The following is a 19,988-nucleotide window of genomic DNA, read 5'->3' as shown; positions in this document are numbered from 1 at the left end:
GAATGCCGTTAAGGGGTGGGATATGAGTTTAGTGAAGGTAGAAAGCAAGGCAATGAAAACCTTGATGGAACCCGGTGTACGCATTGCCAAACCCAATATGACATTCAGCCTGGTTGCTGGCGGATTTGCTGCGCGCTTATTGAAAAAAGCCAATAGCACGTCAGATCCGTCGCTTTCTGAAAGCGGTAATTTGGGTTTAAAGGTACGGTTGAATAAGTTAAGTAAGAATTGCATCTATTTCGCAGCGATGGTGCCGTTGGATTTATCTGCGTCTTATCAGTTGCAAGTTCAGGGGCTGAGAATGCTCGATGGTTACCTGACGGCAGAATCATCCGAGGATAATGATCTCCAACTGCCCTGCATTTATCAGTTTCATCCAAATGACTGGCTGACAGATGATGATTTAAATTGGTTAGGGGTAGATTAATTTTTTCTTTGAAACGCTTTTAGCGGGCGAGCAAGGATATCCCTGCTCGCTTTATTCTTGATCGCTTTTTCCATCATCCTTGTCTAGCTTTGGTTGGTGTCGCTGCATGAGGTTGCCGTTTATTCATTCTCTTGCGCCCTTTTCATTCTGGTTCTCCGTTTTCTGCCCTGGTTGCCCCGCTGCAAGCTCTGTGGTTGCTTGTTGTGCGAAGTGTGACTCCCTTCTATGTCTACTCGATTGAAATTTCTGTAAGATTTAGACTCAAACGGGCTGCAGGCCAGGAAGAAGGAGCCTTCCATGACGGATTCAGTACTGATGTTGGAGCCAGCTGGCTCACAACTGCGTCTGGTTGTATCCAAACAAATGGAAAATGAGAGTCAGTCGCTAGCGCGTGCTGATATCGAATCGTTACTGGAACAGTCAGATTACTATGCCTATTGTCGTCATGAGGATGCGATTCAAGAGGCAATCGACTGTTACAACCAGTCGGCATCCGACGCTGAGCCGTCGGCATTTATCATTGCTGAGCGAAAAGACGTAGAACTTGAAATCTCCGTTTCAGACGACGCTATGTTCGCTTATGTCACTCTGACCGGTGCATACGGTGGTGAGCGTTTAACGGCGCAGGGGCTGATAGTCACACTGAAGCAGCATCGTATTTTACGTGGTGTCAGCAAAAAGCGTCTGCAATATCTCCTGCAGAAATCCTGGGAGCTCGATCCGGGTGAAATTTTCACATTGAAAATAGCCGCTGGCCGGCCAGCCGTTGCTGGTGCAGATACCCGCTTTGAACCTTTAGTCCCCGATGCCTCTCAGCGCATTCTTGCTCCGCAGGACAGTGATCACGGAAAAGTCGATATGCGTGATCTGGGTAAACTGATCACGGTTGAAATCGGCCAACCTTTGATGCGACGTATCCCACCCACTTCTGGTGAACCTGGTTATGATATCCATGGCAACACAGTTAAGGCAGTCGCGGGTCAAGTGATTGCTTTCGATGTTGGCATAGGAACCCGGATTTCTGACTCCGACCCAAATGTATTGATTGCTGATAAAGAAGGGACCCCGCGGCACGGTCTGACCGGTATGGCGGTGGATGATCTTTTAACTGTCGATAGTGTGGATGTGACGACTGGCCATATCGATTTTAACGGCGCGGTACTGGTGCTTGGTGATATAAGCTCGGGCATGAAGGTTAAAGCCGCGGGCAATATAACCGTGACAGGTGTGGTGGAACTGGCTGAACTGACTGCCGGTGGAAATATTACGATCGCAAATGGTGTAATAGGACGGCTACAGGATGGCAAACCGGCTTACTGTCACTTGCAAGCGCTCGGTAAAGTCTCGGCCAAATTCGCTCAGTACACGCAGATCGAATCAGGTACGGACACTGAGCTTCATCTCCATCTGGCGCATTGCCTGGTCACTGCTCAAGGCGTTGTCAAAGTTATCGATCCTGCGCAACGTCACGGTACTGTCTCGGGAGGGATTATCGTCGCTGAGGGGGGTCAGTGCCAGAGTGTTAGGTGCCGAAGCCGGCATTGATACCCAGATCAAACTGTTAAGTCAGTTTGATGATCTCAAGGCTGATATTGACGCCCTCAAAGCCGAGATAAAAAATCAGGAAGAGCGACTACATCAAATTGTTCTGTTGCAGATGAAGCTCGCGAAAACGCCAAAACAGAAACGCTCTCAGGAATTAGCGAATAAAATTACAGACAGTAAAGCGCAGTTTATGTCGACGTTAGCTGAGATGAAAAACCAGCATCAATCTTTGCAGCAGAGCTACCTGCAGCAACTGTCTGCTGCTCAGGTTGAGGTCAGTGGCTTGATATACCCTGGGGTATCGGTTCGTATTGCGGATAAAGAATTTGTTGCAGAGCGAGAAATAACGGCTTGCCGGATACATCTAGAGCAACAGAAGATTGTGTGTCAACCACTGAGTACGACTCGCAGCCAGGCCTGAGATATGAGATTTACAGTGTAAATAGCGAACTGAATGTTGATATCGCAGGTTTGTATTTACACTGTAAATCGGGACGTTCGTGCTCAGGCTCAGGCTCAGGCTCAGGCTCAGGCTCAGTGCGCTTGATCGCTTGATCGCTTGTTCGCTTAAGTTACTCTTTGAAATCCTGCTTATCTAACCCGTGCTTTTTCATTTTGTCGTACAGGGTTTTTCTTGCCAAAACTAATTCCGATTGCACTTCTTTCAAACGGCCATTATGGCGGCGGAGTGCGTCACTGATTAAGGTAAATTCGAACTGGTGTACACGTTCACTCAACGAGGGAAGCGGAGCATCAAGATCGAGTGTTTGGTGTTGGTCAAAATGGCTCCCAAGCAGGACTAGCCTTTCTGACACTGATCTTAATTCGCGAACGTTTCCTGGCCAGTGGTAAGCAAGCAGCTTATTCTTTTGCTCGGCATTGAGTACGGGGGCTTCGATGTTATAGCGCGAAGCCGCTGTACGAATAAAGTTTTGAAATAATAATTCAATGTCTTCCTGGCGTTCACGCAATGGAGGTAATGACAGTACGCATTGCCTCAGGTACTGGAACAGCTCGTCCGAAAATTGTCCCTGCGAGATCAGCGTATCAAGAGAACGGCTGCTGCTGACGATCACGCGTGTCTTGTTGTGGTCTGGTTCCTTGGTTTGCTGTGTGAGCCGGTCAAGTAATCGTTGCTGCGAGACAGCAGCCAGCCGGTCGATATTCTCTAGGTAGAGTGTACTGCCTGTCGCGTCTGACCATTTGCCGGCTTGGCTGGCGTGGCCGAAGCACAACTCTTCAAATTGCTGTTCGCTGAGATCCTGGCATTTTAGCGATATCAAAGGCAGATGCTGTCTGGGACTGTGGTCATGGATAAACTGGGCCACCATGCGTTTGCCTGTTCCATCTTCGCCTTCTAGCAACACGGTCGATTCATCCTCCTGCAACTGATACAGGCTTCGTCGCAGTTGTTTAATGGCTAAACTGTTCCCCAAAATTCGAGGGCCAGGACTACTTTGTGATGCCAGCTCTCTTCTCAGCTCCCGGTTTTCTAATACCAGCTCGCGTTTGTCGCAAGCTCGCTTGACCACATCGAGCAGATGTTCGGTAGAGAATGGTTTTTCCAGAAAATCGTAAGCGCCGATCCGCATCGCATCGACAGCGGTAGAAATATCGCCGTGTCCTGTCAGCATGATCACCGGCAACTCTGCGTCAATCGTCAGTGCTTGTTGCAGAAACGTCATGCCATCCATGCCCGGCATATTAATATCTGTGATGATGACACCCGGAAACTGGCTGTCGAAAGCGCTTAGCGCCTGGCGGGCACTGGAGAATAACTGGACCTGGTAGTCTTCCAGTTCGAGAGTTTGTCCGAGCGAATCCCGGATGGCTTTTTCATCATCAATGAAGATGACCGGAGGTTTCATGCTTGTTCCTCTTTGCTCAGTGGCAAACTGATTTGAAACTCGGCGCCACCGCCTGTGTGGTTATGTGCAGTTAAACTGCCGGAAAACAGATCAAGGATACGGCGGCAGATGGTCAGCCCCAGTCCCAGGCCATCGTGCTTGGTACTGAAAAAGGGCGTAAAGATCCGCTGTTTTTGCGTGTCATCCATGCCCGGGCCATTATCCCAAAGGGTGATGACTGCGCGCTGACGACCGGCATGCAGCGTGATACCAATTTTCTTATCGGTGACCAGTTCCTGTGCCTGGATGGCATTTTGCAGCAGATTAATGATCACTTGCTCAAACTGCACCGCATCAATACGGATAAAGACATCTTCAGTGAGATTGAGTTGCAGGGCGACTTGATGCCTGGTCAGCGGTGCCTGCATCAGCTGAATGGCATTTCGAATCGATTGGGCGGCATCAGTACTGCTGTTGAGTGATTGCCCTTTACGGGCAAAGATCTTAAAGCGAGCAATGATGGTGGAAATACGCTCGTTTAAATCGATGACCTGTTCAAGATTACTGGCGACCGCCTGATAGCGTTCTTTCTCCAACAGTTTCAGGCCATTCTCACAATAGGTGCGCATCGCCGACAGCGGCTGATTAATTTCATGATTGATGCTGGCTGAGAGCTCGCCCAGCATGGCCAGTTTGGCGGCTTGGATCAATTCGGTTTGTGTTTCTTTCAGTTGTGCCTGGGTCAGTTCGTATTGCTCAATCGTGTGCCACAACTTTTGGTTAGCCAGATGCAAATGTTGGGTTCTGTCTGCTACCTGGTGCTCCAGCGTGTCGTTCAGCTCTGACAGCGCCTGCTTGGCACTGACCGTCTGCCACCAGTAAATCATGACAAGAATCAGCAGCACGTAAAAGGCGATAAACAGCAGTATGCTTTCAAATACATTGGTATAGATATGAAGGCTGGGTGTAAAGCCATAAATCACCCAGCCTGCCGTCGCCATGTCATGGTGAGCCAGCAAAAAAGATTGGCTGCGTTGACGTTGCGGCAGATAGATTTCTGCCTGCTGGTTTGCATTCAGTGCCGACAGGCTCGGAAACTGGGTCAGAGGGCTCAATGATGCATTACCGTACTGGCGGCTCTCTCTGACTTGCTGTTGCTGTGCGGCTGATAAGGGCACCAGGCTGTGATAGAGCCAGGCGTCAATTGAGCTGTAAAACACCACACCTTGCGGGTCGCTGATCACGTATTCCAGTTCCTGATATTGCCAGATTTCATCGACCAGATTGAGATCTATTTTTATGACAATCACGCCCTCGATCTGCTTCTGTGAATTAAAAACGGGGGCGGAAAAGAAATAGCCCCGTTTACCCGAACTGACACCAAGGGCAAAAAACTGCCCCAGTGAGCCCTGAATCGCATCACTGAAATAGGGGCGGTAGGCGTAGTTATTGCCGACAAAGCTATCGGCTTGTCCCCAGTTGCTGGCAGCCAGGGTATCGCCTCTGGCATTGAGTAAATAAATGGTGTCTGCACTCAGTGTCTTGGCCCAGTAAGCCAGCAGCAGATTGGTTTGCAGCATTTTGGCATCACGTTCGCGCTGAGGACTTGATTGTGCATCCAGTGAGTCTAACAGCCTGGGATCATGGGCCAGCAGCTGGGGTAACTGCTGGTAGCGTGTAAGGCGCTGGTCGAGTTTCTCGCCGAGTAAGCGGATATCAGAGGTAATTTGTTCTGATAGCGTATGCGTAAAGTGCTGCTGGGTCAGGAAACTGATCAAAACAGAAAGGAGTATGCCCAGTCCGGCAATCAGGCCCAAGGTACGTGATTTTGGCAAAATCGGGGCTCTGTCTAAGTCAAAGTGGAATGTGCAAAATTAGCATTTTTCGCAGTCAGGCACTAAAGCTTATGTTTATCAAATTGATCGTGATCCTTGTATCGCCTTTCACCTTCAATAAAAACAGCTTACTTTGCAGGAGGTGCTTGTTTTTCCACACACTAAGGCGGACAATTTGACGCATTAACCAGTCCTCGCCTGAGCTCATCGCACCATAGTGCTGGTGAGCCCTGGCAGTAAGTAAACGGAGAATACAATGGAGCTGTCTGATATTCGTCGCGAGTACACTCGGGGTGGGTTGCGCCGCCACGATCTGCCGGAACAACCGATTGAGCTTTTCAATCACTGGCTTCAGCAGGCTATTGAAGCGGGTCTGACCGATCCGACGGCAATGACGGTGGCAACAGTCGATGCCACGGGTCAACCTTTTCAGCGCATTGTATTGCTGAAACATTTTGATCAGCAGGGCTTTGTTTTTTATACCAACTTAGGTAGCCGGAAGGCATCTCAAATTGAGCATAATAATCAGATCAGTCTGCATTTTCCCTGGCACCCGCTGGAACGACAGGTTCATATTACCGGGGTAGCAGAGAAACTGACCACGCTGGAAGTGATGAAATACTTTTCATCACGGCCCAAAGAGAGCCAGATTGCAGCCTGGGCCAGTAAGCAAAGTGCCCGATTAACCGCTCGTCAGGCGCTGGAAGGAAAATTCATGGAAATGAAGAAGAAGTTTTCCGCAGGCGAAGTCCCCTTTCCTACTTTCTGGGGCGGCTACCGTGTGAGAGTGACGTCAATGGAATTCTGGCAAGGTGGCGAGCATCGCCTGCATGACCGCTTCCTGTACGAGCGTGAAGGTGATCATTGGCATATTGACCGTTTAGCGCCGTAAACAGACACAGCAAGGCCACCATGAAGGTGGCCTGATTGTACTGTTATTCTTTCAGAATGATGGATAACTGGCTGGTCAGCATGCTTTCGGGAATGTGCGAGCCAAAACCAAGATCTAAAGCTAAATCGATCAGTTCATTTTTTGAATTGGCATTAAACTTTTCACGCAGCTTAATCACATAGTTCTCAACTGTTTTCACTGAAACATTGAGCACTTTAGCAATGTACTGAGGTTTTTTACCGTAAAGCAGCAAGAACAGCACTTCAGATTCCCGCGTATTCAACTGAACTTTTTGGCGGTGAAGATCAAGACTGAATGATTTTTGGTGTTGATCATTCAGACCTGCTGCCCTGCAAATCCAATGACCAACTTCAAGAATCGCGGTGTCTTTCAGCTCAATGCCTGAAAATATGGTGCCGACGACGTCATTCTCTTCATTACGCCAGGGCATTTTTGTGAACAAGTGTGCTCGCCAGTTACCATCTGAGTAAGGGTGTATATCCAGCACTCGCATACGCTTTTCGCTGAGAATGACTTGATTGTCCTGATCCCGGAAGTTTGCTGCACACTCAATGGTGGGACATGGCATGTCGAAATCTGTGCGTCCAACACAGTCTAAATGGTGCTCTACGCCAATAATTTTGCCATATTCATGATTGGCATAAACAAATACAGAGTCTTTATCTTTACAACCCCAACATCCAGGAAGCTGATTAAACATATGTAACAAAGTGGGATCGAGTGAATCTTTCACGCTTTAAGCCAGAGTTTATTATTTTAGTGGGCGGATTAGGTCTGAGTTTAATGCAAGCGCAGAATGTTACAATATTAGCTGACTGAAAAGTTAGACAAGTATGGAATAAAATAGAAAAAAATGCCGGCCAAACTGGCCGGCAAAGACAAGAGTTTTACTCCGAAGAGTTCAATCCTGTACGACGTGTAGAAGAGGTATCCAATCAAGTTTGCATCTTTGATAAGAGGGTATATATCAAAGAACCTCATTGGGATGTATCCGGTTAGGATACTGCAGCCGGTTTCAGAAAGGGTTTCCTCAACCGCCTACAGTTGCAACTATAGTGAAACGGTCTCTTTTCGTTAAGGGGGGAAATCACCTATTGACAATAGTTGATAGGTGTGATTTGAGAGTGATTGCTGTTTGCAATATGATACTGGATGCTATTAAACGATAGGAAATGAGCGCATAAGATAATAAAAAATCGACCAGAGGTCGATTTTTTTGTGTCTTATCTCTAAAAAATACGTTTTCTACTCATAAATATGCAATAGAGAGGTATGTACAAATGGATAAAGTGATACTACTCAAAAAAATAATAATAACTATAAGCAACAAACAATGCGGGCAGGCTGGAATACAGAGTCGCCACCAACGCAGCCTTGGGTGCGAGTGCGATGGCGGGAAAGAGCGCATCGCCATCATTGCTCAGCGCATTGCCTAACTGTGCCGACATGGGGATCGCGCCGTGAAGATAAAAGCTGGTGATGAGAATTTGTGGTCCGCAGCCAGGAATAAGGCCAATGAATACGCCGGCTAGCGGCAGTGCTGCACGCCACTGGCCGAGTGAAGCCGCTATATCCCATCCTGTCAGCTTGATGGTGACTTCAAAACAAAGGAAAGCGCCAATCACCCAGGTCGTGACAAAATTTGTGTCCTGGGCCACTCGCTGAAACAGGCTGGCTTTGTCAGATTTCGGATCTTCAGAAACGGCATCCTGATAACCCTGGATGTCGTGGCTGAGTGACCAGAGCAGCATGGCGATCAGCGCAAAAAACGCCCCCAGTACTGTGATGCTACCTTCGGGTAAATGTAACAATGCATCCGTGTTGAGCTGAAGCGATCCCATCACGGCGATCACTGCACTGGGGATCAGCAGCCATTGCCAGAAGGCTCCCTGCCAGCGAACGGCGGGTGTCTGGAAGCGAGATGACGTTGCACGACAGCAAGCTGTCGTGGCTGCGGGGTTATGGGGTTGCAAAAAGGCACTGCCATGAAGCGTATCGACCAGCCAGCCACTGAGCATGCCAACCACTAAACCGATCACAATAACGAACAGTCCTGTGCTCGGTTGAGCCGCCAGCAAAAGAAAGGCGGCATCTCCCATCGTGGCTGTCAGCACGGCGACAACAGAGCCAAAGCTCAACTGACCACGGACAAATTGCGTGATCACTATGATTGCCCCACCGCAACCGGGCAACGCGCCCATAACAGATGCAAAGACAACCTGATATCGCCGGCTGCTTTTTAGCCGTAAGGTGAAAGCGGATTGATGGCTCAGCCTTTCTGACAGCCAATGATACAGCGCGAGAGTGATGGCGACATAGGCGGCGACTTGCCAGAACGCATCCGCAAGCACACTCACGGTTAGTTCACGAGTTGCAGGCGCTGCAAGCATGGCCATCAGCAAGATGGGAAGAACAAGGCGTTTATTGGCGAGACGCCAGCGATAACCCAGTTTTTGGAATGCCGCAGATTTAACCTGAGATGCCATAGTCACTCTCAAATAACACTAAATAGGAATAGTTCTTATTTAATATCAGATGAGAGTGATTATCAATTCTATTTTCGGATCATAAATCAAATCATTCCGACTGTTTTTAGCAAAGTCAGGCCAAGGCTGCAGGTGAACATTGAGCCCAGTGTGGTCAATGCAATGATATTGGCCGCCAGACTGGCATTGGCCCCCATTGCCCGCGCCATGACATAGCTTGCAGCGGCAGTCGGGGCGGCACTCATCAGAAAGATAATGCCCAGCTCTGTGCCTCGGAAACCGTAGCTGTAGCCAGCGAAGGTGATCAGTAACGGAGCGATGATCAAACGGGCACAGGTCGAGAGGTTGGCATTGCCCGATTCCTGTTTCAGCTGTCGCAGATCCAGGCTGGCACCGGTACACAGTAGCGCCAGAGGCAGCGTCATGTCGGCAAAGTACCGGCCCGACTGCATGACAACATCCGGCAGGCGGAGATCCAGAAAAGTAAAAGGAAGCGCGCTGCAGATACTGATGATCAAGGGATTGGTGATGATCGACTTCAAGACGAAACGATGATCAAGGGAGGCACTGGCGGCACTGGAACGGCTGAGCGTGATCACAGCCATGATGTTATAAAGCACAGTGATCACGGCAACATAGAGGGCACCGACCACGATGCCAGGCTCGCCGTACGCATTGGCCACATAAGCCAGGCCGATGATCCCCGTATTGGCTCGAAAAGCGCCCTGAACAACAACCCCTCGTTCTGATGGTACCTTGATCATCTTTCCGGCGATCACTTCAAAGAGGAGGAATATCGCAATGTTAGCGAACGCGGCAAAGACAAAAAGCTCCCCGCTGCCCAGCTGATGGACATCGGCATTGACCAGATTGAGGAACAATAATGTGGGCAGGGTAACAGTAAACACCAGCTTGGAACCGGCCTGAGTGAAGGCATCATTGATGATTCCCCAGCGTTTTAAGGCGATTCCCAGCACCAGCATGATAAAAATAGGGCCAGTCACGGTAAATGAAAATGAAAGCTGCGTGAGGAATTCGCCCATTGTGTGTCCTTTTCACTCGGGTAAGCAGCCCTACGTTTTATCACAAAGCGTATCAGGCAACAGCAACTAACCGATTTATCTGTAAGATTTTTTTGTCTTCCCTTTTTCGCTGCCCATGAGCGAAGGGGTGGGAAATTGTTTGTGACTAGCCGGTATAGGCAGGGGGATTTCACTGGAAAGATGATCAAGCAAGGATAAATAACGGCCTTTGTCATTTTGACTGGAAAGATGATCAAGCAGGATCCTTGATCATTTGATAAACCAAAGCCCGGTATCAGCCGCAAACCCTGGAAGTATGATCAAGCGGGTTGGTTTGCAAAACAGGTACATTGCTCATCTCGGAACCAGACAAAGCCATCAGAACAGATGAAAAACCAAGCGTTAAAAAATTAAGGTGTTGATTTTGATTGGTATTTTAACTTTTCCTTGCTGTGGAAACAGAGTTCTTGCCTGTGCCCTTGCTTGCGTGAATATCAGGTATTGTGCTGGCTGAAAATTCAGCGGGTTAAAATCCAAATGACATTGACCGTAAAAAGTTGAGTCTTGATCACGCTTCCGAGCTGATTTTGATCGAAATCGGGCTGTTAAGCAGGAAAGATGATCAAGCTGACCTGGTGCGAGATCAACAGAAATCAGCCCGCCTCTTTTCATTGCCGGGGCTTATCTATTATGATTCGCCTTTCTATCGCGCCAGATGGCATACCCCAATCATTCACGCAGGGAGAACAGATGAAGGATAGTACCCATCCGTCAGGGTTCAAACCGGCGGAAATCATGAAGTTGCCTGAGCAGATGGATCATCACAATCACGGGTATAATCAGGTCGTGATTGCGCTGTCCGGGCAAACTGAGTTTGAAATTGAAGGTTATGGCAGTCTGGTCTGTCCGGGGCAAGGGTGCCTGGTGACGGCAGAATCTGAACATGGTTTTTCCGGCGTAGGCAACAATGAGATTCTGGTGCTGAATGTGTCCGTTAACGACGCCGTACCCGACTATGGCGTCGAGCGCATGCAGAGGCTGTTCGAGCAATCTTCCTACTTTCATCTTGATAACCAGGCGCAGACGCTGATCCGCGCGCTTTCAGCAGAAATGCTCGCTAACCCGGACGACTGGCTGTTGAGTAAGGCCTGTACCGATACCCTGATGTGCGTGTTGCAGCGTCATTTCAAGCCGCTGGCGTCCGAACGCTATCTGCCGCGCCTAAACATGGATGTGATTGATCATTACATCCATCAGCATCTTTCACGTAAGATCACTGTTGCCCAGCTGGCAGGGCTGGTTTTCCTTGGGGAAAGCCAGTTTCATGTTGTTTTTAAAGAACAGACAGGCGTTACGCCGCACCAGTATGTGCTGCAAAAGCGTCTGGAGCTGAGCCGTCACCTGATGGAAGAATCGCGCCTGAGTCTGGCCCAGATTGCTCAGGCGTGCGGCTTTTCGAGCCAAAGCAATTTCACCCAGGCTTTCTCCCGCCATTTCGGGGTGTCGCCCGCCAAATACCGTCGTCAGTGGAGCTGACCGGCAGATCTCTGCAGCCGTCAACACGAAAGGTGGGCGCTTTCTGAGCCAACAGTTGCTTATCTCACTCTTTTCAACCACAGTTTTTATGACTTCTCCTGTTCATTGAGCCGTTTACCGGGTGTCAGGATTGGCTGTTTGCTGTTTCTTACATCAATTAAATAGAAAACAGCATTTTTTGCTAAATACTTGGGTCTGATTTTGTTATAAAGCGGACTTTTTCGATAAATTATCGGAGTTTTTGGTAAGACTCAGCGACAGGTACGAAATAAAATCCCCCGCTAAAGTAACACTGGTGTAACATTTATCCTGAATCACATGACAAACTGTGTTGATGGTTATTCAGGTCCACTATATTGAGGGAATGACTATGTTCAATGCGGCAGATGCCCTTCAGCCATCTTTTATTGAGCAACCTTTAGATGCACTATGGCAGCAGATTTCACCGTTATACTCGGTAGAAGAATCTGCCTGGCTGGAACAACTGTTGTCCCTGGCTGAGCCTTCTGAACAAGAACGCCAGTTCACTGTCGAGAAGGCGACACGCCTGATCGAACAGGTGCGCGCAGATCGGACTGCGATCCAGATGATCGATGCTCTGCTGCTGGAATACAGCCTGGACACTAAAGAAGGCATCCTGCTGATGTGCCTGGCCGAAGCCCTGATGCGTATCCCGGATGCGGCCACTGCTGACGCGTTGATTCGCGACAAGCTGAGCGTGGCGGACTGGAAGTCTCACCTTCAAAACTCTGATTCCCTGTTTGTGAATGCCTCTACCTGGGGCCTGATGCTGACCGGTAAAGTCGTCAGCATGGAGTCTAAGGAAGATGGCAGCCCGGCCCGGGTGATCAATCGCCTGACCAATAAGATGTCTGAGCCTGTGATTCGCAAGGCGATGCACCAGGCGATGAAAATCATGGGCCACCAGTTCGTGCTGGGACGCACCATCGGCGAAGCGATGAAGAACGGTCAGGCCAAGCGAGATAAAGGTTTTACCTATTCCTTTGACATGCTGGGCGAAGCGGCGCTGACTCAGGACGATGCCAAGAAATACTTCAACGATTACATTGAAGCGATCGACGCTGTGGGCCTGGATAATAAAAAGCACTCCAAATCACCTTGCCCGACTGTGTCCATTAAGCTGTCGGCATTGCATCCGCGTTACGATGTCTCCAATGAAGGCCGTGTACTGACAGAAATGTACGACACTGTGCTGGAGCTGCTGAAACGCGCCCGTGCGCTGAACGTGGGTATCACCATTGACGCGGAAGAAGCGGACCGTCTGGAACTGTCGCTGAAACTGTTCGAGAAACTGTACCGTTCAGAAGTTGTGAAAGGCTGGGGCCGTTTTGGTCTGGTGGTTCAGGCCTATTCGAAACGTGCTCTGCCTGTGCTGACCTGGCTGGCGGCGCTCAGCAAAGAGCAGGGCGATGTGATCCCGCTGCGTCTGGTGAAAGGCGCCTACTGGGACAGTGAACTGAAAATGTGCCAGCAAAGCGGTTATGCCGGCTATCCGGTTTATACCCGCAAAGAAGCGACAGATACTTCTTATCTGGCCTGTGCCCGCTTCCTGCTGTCTTCCCATGTGCGTGGCCTGATTTTCCCGCAGTTTGCGAGCCACAATGCCCATACAGTCACTGCCATTCTGGCCATGGCCACACACCGCGATTTCGAATTCCAGCGCCTGCACGGTATGGGCGATGCACTGTATAACCATGTGATGGATATCTACGGTGTGAATGTGCGTATTTACGCTCCGGTCGGCAGCCACAAAGACTTGCTGCCGTACCTGGTACGTCGCCTGCTGGAAAATGGCGCCAACAGCTCTTTTGTACACCGCCTGGTGGATGCGCGCTGTCCGATTGACTCTCTGGTGCAGCACCCGGTTGATGTGCTGCGCTCGCGTCCGACGCTGCATAACCATCTTATTCCATTACCAAAAGATATTTTTGGTGCCGACCGCAAGAACTCGGCCGGGATTAACATTGATATCGAATCGGAATGGACGCCTTTCCGTGATTCGGTCGAAGCATTCAAAACGCATCACTGGACGGCTGGCCCGATTGTGAACGGCGAAGTGCAGTCAGGCGACATCTTCCACGTCACGGCTCCTTATGACCGTCGTGAGTCTGTCGGTGAAGTGGCGTTTGCCTCAAGCGATCTGGTTGCCAAAGCCATTGATGTTGCCGCGCAAGCGTTTCCTGCCTGGGCCGACACTCCTGCCGCAGAGCGTGGTGCTTGCCTGCAGCGTCTGGCCGATTTGCTGGAAGCGAACACCGGCGAACTGGTTGCCCTGTGTCATCGTGAAGCAGGTAAAACCATTCAGGACGGTATTGATGAAATCCGTGAAGCGGTCGATTTCCTGCGCTTTTACTCCCATCAGGCAGCCACGGAATTTGCACAAGGCAAATCAGTCGTCGCTTTTGATGGCCAGTCACGCACCTTGTCGTATCAGGGCCGCGGTGTCTTTGCCTGTATCAGTCCGTGGAACTTCCCGTTGGCGATTTTCTTAGGCCAGGTGTCCGCAGCATTGGCGGCAGGTAACACTGTAGTGTGTAAACCGGCTGAACAAACCTCGCTGATTGCCTTCCGTGCGATTCAGATGATGCTGGAAGCCGGTGTACCGGCGGGCGTCATCCAGTTCGTACCCGGTCGTGGCGCGGAAGTGGGTTCAGTGCTGACCTCAGATGAGCGTATTGCGGGTGTGGCCTTTACCGGCTCGACGGAGACCGCACAGCGGATCAACCGCACGCTGGCGGCGCGTGACTGCGATCCTGTGCCTTTCATCGCAGAAACCGGTGGCCAGAACGCCATGATTGTTGACAGTACGGCGCTGCCTGAGCAGGTGGTGCGCGATGTGGTTCGCTCGGCATTTGCGTCCGCCGGTCAGCGTTGTTCTGCGCTGCGGGTATTGTTTGTACAGGAAGATGTCGCCGATCGGATTATTACGCTGATCAAAGGCGCGATGGCCGAATTGTCGGTGGGCCGCCCTGAGCTGCACAGCACGGATGTTGGCCCTGTGATTGATAAAACCGCCAAGGATAAATTGCTGACGCACATTGGCGCGCTGAAAAATCAGGCCAAAATGGTAGCCCAGGCCACACTGAGTCAAGACTGCACTCATGGCGATTTTGTCCTGCCAACGGCGTTTGAAATCCGCGGTATCCATGTGCTGCAGAACGAAAACTTCGGCCCGATTCTGCATATTGTGCGTTTTAAAGCCAATGAGCTGGATCAGGTGATTGACCAAATCAACCAGACAGGCTTTGGTCTGACGATGGGCGTTCACAGCCGTAACGAGCGGACTTACAGCCATATCGAGCGCCGTGCCCGCGTGGGTAACTGCTACATCAACCGCGATCAGGTGGGTGCTGTGGTGGGTGTTCAGCCATTTGGTGGTCAGGGTCTGTCGGGTACAGGTCCGAAAGCCGGTGGACCGCACTACCTGTATCGCTTCACGAAAGATGTGTTTACTGCGTAATGGCTGCCGGAATTGGGAAGGAAAGAAAGATGACAACAAGTATTCAAGCGCTCGTCGATCAGAGCAATGCCGCCTGGGAAAACTGGAATGGCCAGGGCTTTGAAAAACGCATTACCAAGCTGACTCAGTGGAGCAGCACGCTCGATGCGGATGTGGCCGCTATGGTGGCGTTTCAGTGCCGCAATGCCAACGAGCATGTGGCAGAAACGGAATTAATGCCGGGGCCAACCGGTGAAACCAATGAACTCTATTGCGCCGGCCGCGGTATCTTTGTGGTCACAGCCGAAGCGACAGCACCGCTGGTGGCTGTGGCCGGCCAGCTGACGGCCGCGTTGGTTACAGGGAACACTGTGCTCTTGTCTCTGCCGGAAGGATACGAGAAATCAGCTCAACAAATTGTCACTGAATTGGAAAAGGCTGAACTACCGAAAGGCGTTGTGCAGTCAGTGAGCACTAACGAACTTGACGTGTTCGTCCGTCATGCTGGTGTTGCCGGTGTGGTGTTTGCAGGAAAACGCGAGACAGCCTTGTCGCTGTCCCGTGATTTAGCCGCCCGTGACGGGCTGCTGGGCCAGTTGATTGCAGAATCGGATTTTGAATCTTATCCTGTGATTGGCAGCCCGACTTATTCGCTGCGTTTCGTAACGGAAAGAACACGTACCATCAATATCACAGCGGTGGGCGGCAACGCGACGCTGCTGGAATTGGGGAGTGGCGAAGAAACACATTAATGTTGATGGTGACTGTTACCAGTGACTCGTGACCTGAACCGTCAATCGATGGATTGGCGGTTTTTTAACAAGGACTCTCAGGTACGTTGTACGAGGTGGAGCAGAACCCAGTCGGCACAGAGGCTGAATTAGATCAGCATCATTCAATAAGCTCTTGCAATGACGGGAGCAACAAAAATGAGGGAACACAAACATGATAGAAAATAGCTTTGCTATCACAGGCACGTTTTTCGTGTACCTGGTTGCTATGCTTGCAATCGGTTATTACGCCTATAAACGTACTGCAAACTCATCTGATTACTTTCTTGGTGGCCGTTCGTTAGGGCCCTGGCCAGCAGCGCTGTCTGCCGGTGCTTCTGATATGAGTGGCTGGCTGTTACTCGGACTACCGGGTTATGCCTTTGCAGCGGGTATAGAATCACTGTGGCTGGCAGGTGGTCTGCTGTTAGGGACTTACCTGAACTGGCTGATTTGTGCCAAGCGTCTTCGTACCTATACCATTACTGCTGAAAATGCGATCACCATTCCTGAGTATCTGTCGAACCGTTTTAAAGATAACTCCAAGTTAATTCAGACAATCTCAGCCTTTTTCATTCTGATGTTTTTCCTCTTCTATACCAGTTCCGGCCTAGTGGCTGGCGGTAAGCTGTTTGAAACCGTCTTCGGTCTGGATTACAAAATTGCCGTTGTGGTCGGTACGCTCTGCGTGGTGTCTTACACCTTATTTGGTGGCTTCCTGGCGGTATCCTGGACTGACCTGGTGCAGGGCCTGCTGATGGCGGCGGCACTGATGATAGTACCTATCGCCGCGATGCAAGGTGGTTTTGGTGATCTGGCGGCGTCTCTGGAAGCCAAGAACCCGGAATTAATGACCTTGTTTAACGACGTCAAAGGTGAGCCGCTGACGGCCATCAGTATTATTTCTCTGGCTGCCTGGGGCCTGGGTTACTTTGGCCAGCCTCACATTCTGGCGCGTTTTAACGCCACCCGCTCTAACCGTGATATCACAACGGCGCGTCGCATCGCTGTGATTTGGTCGGCACTGTCTATGGCCGGTGCGATCCTGGTGGGTCTGGTCGGTATTCTGTATGCCGATAACCAGCTGGGCGGTAACCTGGAAGATGGCGAAAAAATCTTCATGCTGCTGGTGAATGCGATTTTCCACCCCGTGATGGCTGGTATTCTGCTGGCGGCGATTCTGGCGGCGATCATGAGTACGGCTGATTCCCAGTTGCTGGTCTCGTCTTCTGCACTGGCGGAAGATTTCTACAAGCAAGTGATCCGCAAAAACGCCTCTACAGAAGAAATTGTGACTGTGGGCCGTGTCGCGGTGATCGTCCTGTCGATTATTGCACTGATGCTGGCAATGAATCCTGACAGCACAGTGCTGGGTCTGGTGTCTTACGCCTGGGCGGGCTTTGGTGCCGCATTCGGTCCTGCTCTGCTGCTGAGCCTGTACTGGAAAGAGATGAACCGTAACGGCGCGCTGGCGGGTATTGTTATCGGTGCGCTGACTGTGGTTATCTGGAAACAGCTGACTGGCGGTATCTTCGATATGTATGAAATTGTTCCCGGATTTATTTTTGCAACCATTGCCATTATTGTGGTCAGCAAAATGACGGGTGGTGCATCATCTGAATTGCACGCACAGTTCGAGACTTATGAGAACAACCTGAAAGCGTTTGATTAACGCTGTTATCAAACCCTGACGTTCTGGAATGCGCAGCCTTGGCTGCGCATTTTTTTATGCCCGTTCCCCGACAAAAGCCAGTTACTCGACCGAAGACAGTTGCGCGTAGAGCGTATCGCAGGTGGATTTCAGGGCTTTTAGGGTTTCCAGCGACATATCCAGTTTACAGAACAGTGAGGCAGGCACTTGCTGCGCGCTCTGCTGCAAGGCTTTACCTGCATCTGTCAGGCTGATCTCACGAACGCGTTCATCGGTTTCACTGCGCCTGCGCCTGACCAATCCTTTCCCTTCAAGGCGTTTTAGCAGCGGCGTCAGTGTGCCTGAGTCAAGATGAACTTTCTCGCCTAACGCCTTGACACTCAGGCATTCTTTTTCCCACATCACCAGCATCACTATGTATTGCGGATAAGTGAGATTGAGCGCATCCAGTATGGGCCGATAAGCCCGGATCATGGCGTTGGAAGCGCTGTAGAGCGAAAAACAGATCATGTCATCCAGTGTGACTCGGGCAGGTATTTCAGTGGAATTGGCCATGTTTGCTCTCCGCAATGAATCAGATTCAATTAAATTGTGCGCAATATACTTGCGTTCGATCTGAAAATCGATATAAGATTGCGTGAAATTAAATTGCACGCAACTTAAATATAAGAGGTTATCTGATGAAAACAATTTACACCACTTCAGCAAAAGCAAGCGCCGGTCGCAATGGTCAGGTGAAGAGTGATGATGGTTTGCTGGATGTTTCTCTGAGCTATCCCAAAGCACTGGGCGGCAGCGGGGAAGCCACGAATCCAGAGCAGCTGTTTGCTGCGGGTTACTCGGCTTGTTTCTCAAATGCAGTCCTGCATATTGCGGGCCTTCAGAAACTGGGCTTACGTGAAGCCCCGACAGAAGCCAAGGTTCGGTTGCTGGCGAAAGAAAGCGGCGCCTTTGCATTAGCGGTGGATTTGTCGGTTGAACTGGCGATGGATGATCAGGCAGCCATCGACTTGGTGAAGTCAGCTCATCAGGTGTGCCCTTACTCCAATGCCGTCCGCGGCAATGTGGAAGTCAGCCTGAGTGTGAACGGTATTTCGCTGGATTAAGCGTCACACACAAGTTATTTTTCTGTCCCGGGTTTCGCAGAATCTCTGCTGAAACCGGGATTTTTGTATAGTTTTCGGTGCCCTGATCTGACCAGCTTCAAAATCAGAGAAAATATAACTTTAGATTTATCCCAAAATGCCGTTATTACAAAGAATACAGATTTGTTTTAAGAGGGGTTATGTCACAACTCGGTTTAGGCGTTTGCCTGGGCATTGTATTGCTGATTGTGGCGGTTTCCCGGTATTTTGCACTGATGAAAGACGTTCGTGAGGCAGCCAGAGAGCAAGCACTCAAGGATGAAAAATACCGACAGGTATTAGAACAGGCAAAGGCTGTTGAACACGAAGAAAAAGTCAAAAAGGCGCAGTCAGGTCATATTCCCAGCATTTTATCGTTAGCGAAGGAAAATGAAGTTGGCAATCTCCGTGTGGCATTAGGCTGGTACCAGAAAGCTGCTGAACTAGGGAATGAAATCGGACAGAATGCGTTGGCACGGTTAAGTCGTCAGGATGTCGATGATCCTCACGGCGAAGCCAAGTCGCGTTATTGGGAGTGCCTGGTCAAAGCCAACAACAATGAACCAGAAGCGTTGTTTGAGCTTGGTCGTTACGAGATACGAGGCTATGGTACTGCAATTAATACCACTTCGGGTGTCGGCCATCTGATCAAAGCGGCTGAAATGGAATATGTGCCGGCGCAGCTGTTTCTGGGTGACTGGTACGTGGTGGAGTCGAATCCGACCCCATCGCCGCGCCGTGCCTTTTTCTGGCGTTTAAAGTCGGCCGTGAATAACGATGCCATGGGTTGTATTAAAGTGGCCTATTGTTTCCAGACCGGAGTGGGGGCGACGCGAGATCGCCGGCGAGCCATCTACTGGCTGGAAAAAGCGGCCGAGCTCGGCAATCTGGAAGCACAGTATCTGGCCGGGAAAATGCATCTGAACAATGACCAGCCTGTGACCAATGTCACCGATGCCGCCGTTGCGTATATCTGGTTTTCTGTGGCGTTTGCTTCGGGATATCTGGATGCCAAAAAAGAGCGGGATACGGCGGTTCAGCATGTCGGCATTGAGTCGATTTTGAATGTGCAGAAAGTGGCCAAGCAGATTTATAAATTTCTGCACAATCCACCGGTACCTGTGCATTCCACCATGGATTTGCTGGACAAAATGTACGACAGATCCAAATACCGTCCCACCGATGCTGAACTGGATGCCGCGTTAGGTCGCATCAATGAAGACATTGATGTGGATGCCGTGGTGCAATCGAATCCTGCTGTAGCCGGGCAGAGTAACGGTTCACCCAATACTGCAAAAAAAGACTGGGGCGGTGAAATGATCGCTGCTGAGTCTGTGTCATCCGCATAAGCGACATTTCTGCCATTTTCAGC

At 50.3% G+C, this 19,988-nt stretch carries 14 protein-coding genes and 1 pseudogene; 9 read left to right on the top strand and 6 right to left on the bottom strand.

All coding sequences use genetic code 11. The features are described from left to right. Window positions 1–22: 22 nt before the first annotated feature. Both P4S53_RS04940 and P4S53_RS04935 read left to right on the top strand, forming a co-directional pair. A complete protein-coding gene (locus tag P4S53_RS04940; RefSeq protein WP_337111656.1) occupies window positions 23–427 on the top strand; it encodes a hypothetical protein in 405 nt (134 codons plus the stop codon). Window positions 428–724: 297 nt separating this feature from the next. Beyond that, window positions 725–2,393 (top strand): annotated as a pseudogene (locus tag P4S53_RS04935) (DUF342 domain-containing protein). 151 nt (window positions 2,394–2,544) lie between these two features. On the opposite strand, the gene P4S53_RS04925 reads toward P4S53_RS04935, so the two are convergent. Continuing rightward, window positions 2,545–3,840: a sigma-54-dependent transcriptional regulator gene (locus tag P4S53_RS04925; RefSeq protein ID WP_337111653.1), complete on the bottom strand. Its 1,296-nt coding sequence runs from the start codon at window positions 3,838–3,840 to the stop codon at window positions 2,545–2,547. After that, window positions 3,837–5,654, bottom strand: a complete 1,818-nt coding sequence (locus P4S53_RS04920) for a sensor histidine kinase (protein ID WP_337111652.1) — start codon at window positions 5,652–5,654, stop codon at window positions 3,837–3,839. Before P4S53_RS04920 ends, P4S53_RS04925 begins: the two co-directional genes overlap by 4 nt. A gap of 256 nt (window positions 5,655–5,910) precedes the next feature. On the opposite strand from P4S53_RS04920, the gene pdxH reads away from it, so the two are divergent. Then, on the top strand, window positions 5,911–6,546 hold the full coding sequence (pdxH, locus tag P4S53_RS04915; protein WP_337111651.1) for a pyridoxamine 5'-phosphate oxidase: 636 nt from the start codon (window positions 5,911–5,913) through the stop codon (window positions 6,544–6,546). Between the two features lie 43 nt (window positions 6,547–6,589). Here the strand turns inward: pdxH and P4S53_RS04910 are convergent, their stop codons facing one another. The 3 genes from P4S53_RS04910 to P4S53_RS04900 all read right to left on the bottom strand — a co-directional run bounded on the left by P4S53_RS04910 (window position 6,590) and on the right by P4S53_RS04900 (window position 10,096). Further along, complete coding sequence (locus tag P4S53_RS04910; RefSeq protein WP_337111650.1) at window positions 6,590–7,300, bottom strand: helix-turn-helix transcriptional regulator; 711 nt, start codon at window positions 7,298–7,300, stop codon at window positions 6,590–6,592. A 562-nt stretch (window positions 7,301–7,862) separates the two neighbouring features. Next, window positions 7,863–9,053 (bottom strand): putative manganese transporter, encoded by a 1,191-nt coding sequence (locus P4S53_RS04905; protein ID WP_337111649.1) that lies wholly within the window; start codon window positions 9,051–9,053, stop codon window positions 7,863–7,865. Window positions 9,054–9,139: 86 nt separating this feature from the next. Then, window positions 9,140–10,096 (bottom strand): AEC family transporter, encoded by a 957-nt coding sequence (locus P4S53_RS04900; protein WP_337111648.1) that lies wholly within the window; start codon window positions 10,094–10,096, stop codon window positions 9,140–9,142. 729 nt (window positions 10,097–10,825) lie between these two features. Between P4S53_RS04900 and P4S53_RS04895 the strand changes: the two genes are divergently transcribed. From P4S53_RS04895 to putP, 4 genes are all read left to right on the top strand, one after another. Continuing rightward, on the top strand, window positions 10,826–11,611 hold the full coding sequence (locus P4S53_RS04895; protein WP_337111647.1) for an AraC family transcriptional regulator: 786 nt from the start codon (window positions 10,826–10,828) through the stop codon (window positions 11,609–11,611). Window positions 11,612–11,981: 370 nt separating this feature from the next. Beyond that, window positions 11,982–15,092, top strand: a complete 3,111-nt coding sequence (gene putA / locus P4S53_RS04890; RefSeq protein WP_337111646.1) for a bifunctional proline dehydrogenase/L-glutamate gamma-semialdehyde dehydrogenase PutA — start codon at window positions 11,982–11,984, stop codon at window positions 15,090–15,092. Between the two features lie 29 nt (window positions 15,093–15,121). Next, window positions 15,122–15,823 (top strand): aldehyde dehydrogenase family protein, encoded by a 702-nt coding sequence (locus P4S53_RS04885; RefSeq protein WP_337111644.1) that lies wholly within the window; start codon window positions 15,122–15,124, stop codon window positions 15,821–15,823. A gap of 193 nt (window positions 15,824–16,016) precedes the next feature. After that, entirely contained in the window at window positions 16,017–17,513 is a 1,497-nt protein-coding gene (putP, locus tag P4S53_RS04880; protein ID WP_337111643.1) for a sodium/proline symporter PutP, read from the top strand. Window positions 17,514–17,594: 81 nt separating this feature from the next. On the opposite strand, the gene P4S53_RS04875 is transcribed toward putP, so the two are convergent. Then, window positions 17,595–18,047, bottom strand: a complete 453-nt coding sequence (locus tag P4S53_RS04875; protein WP_337111642.1) for a MarR family winged helix-turn-helix transcriptional regulator — start codon at window positions 18,045–18,047, stop codon at window positions 17,595–17,597. 125 nt (window positions 18,048–18,172) lie between these two features. On the opposite strand from P4S53_RS04875, the gene P4S53_RS04870 reads away from it, so the two are divergent. Together P4S53_RS04870 and P4S53_RS04865 are read left to right on the top strand one after the other, a co-directional pair. Continuing rightward, window positions 18,173–18,598, top strand: a complete 426-nt coding sequence (locus P4S53_RS04870; RefSeq protein ID WP_337111641.1) for an organic hydroperoxide resistance protein — start codon at window positions 18,173–18,175, stop codon at window positions 18,596–18,598. 179 nt (window positions 18,599–18,777) lie between these two features. Then, the gene (locus P4S53_RS04865; RefSeq protein ID WP_337111640.1) at window positions 18,778–19,965 is read left to right on the top strand and encodes a tetratricopeptide repeat protein; all 1,188 of its coding nucleotides are present in this window, start codon (window positions 18,778–18,780) and stop codon (window positions 19,963–19,965) included. Window positions 19,966–19,988 lie beyond the last annotated feature (23 nt).

Source organism: Photobacterium sp. Hal280, from assembly GCF_037162255.1.
Lineage (GTDB): Bacteria > Pseudomonadota > Gammaproteobacteria > Enterobacterales > Vibrionaceae > Photobacterium.
The sequence above is the reverse complement of the archived record's forward strand: the minus strand, read 5'-3'. Positions and strand labels throughout refer to the sequence as shown.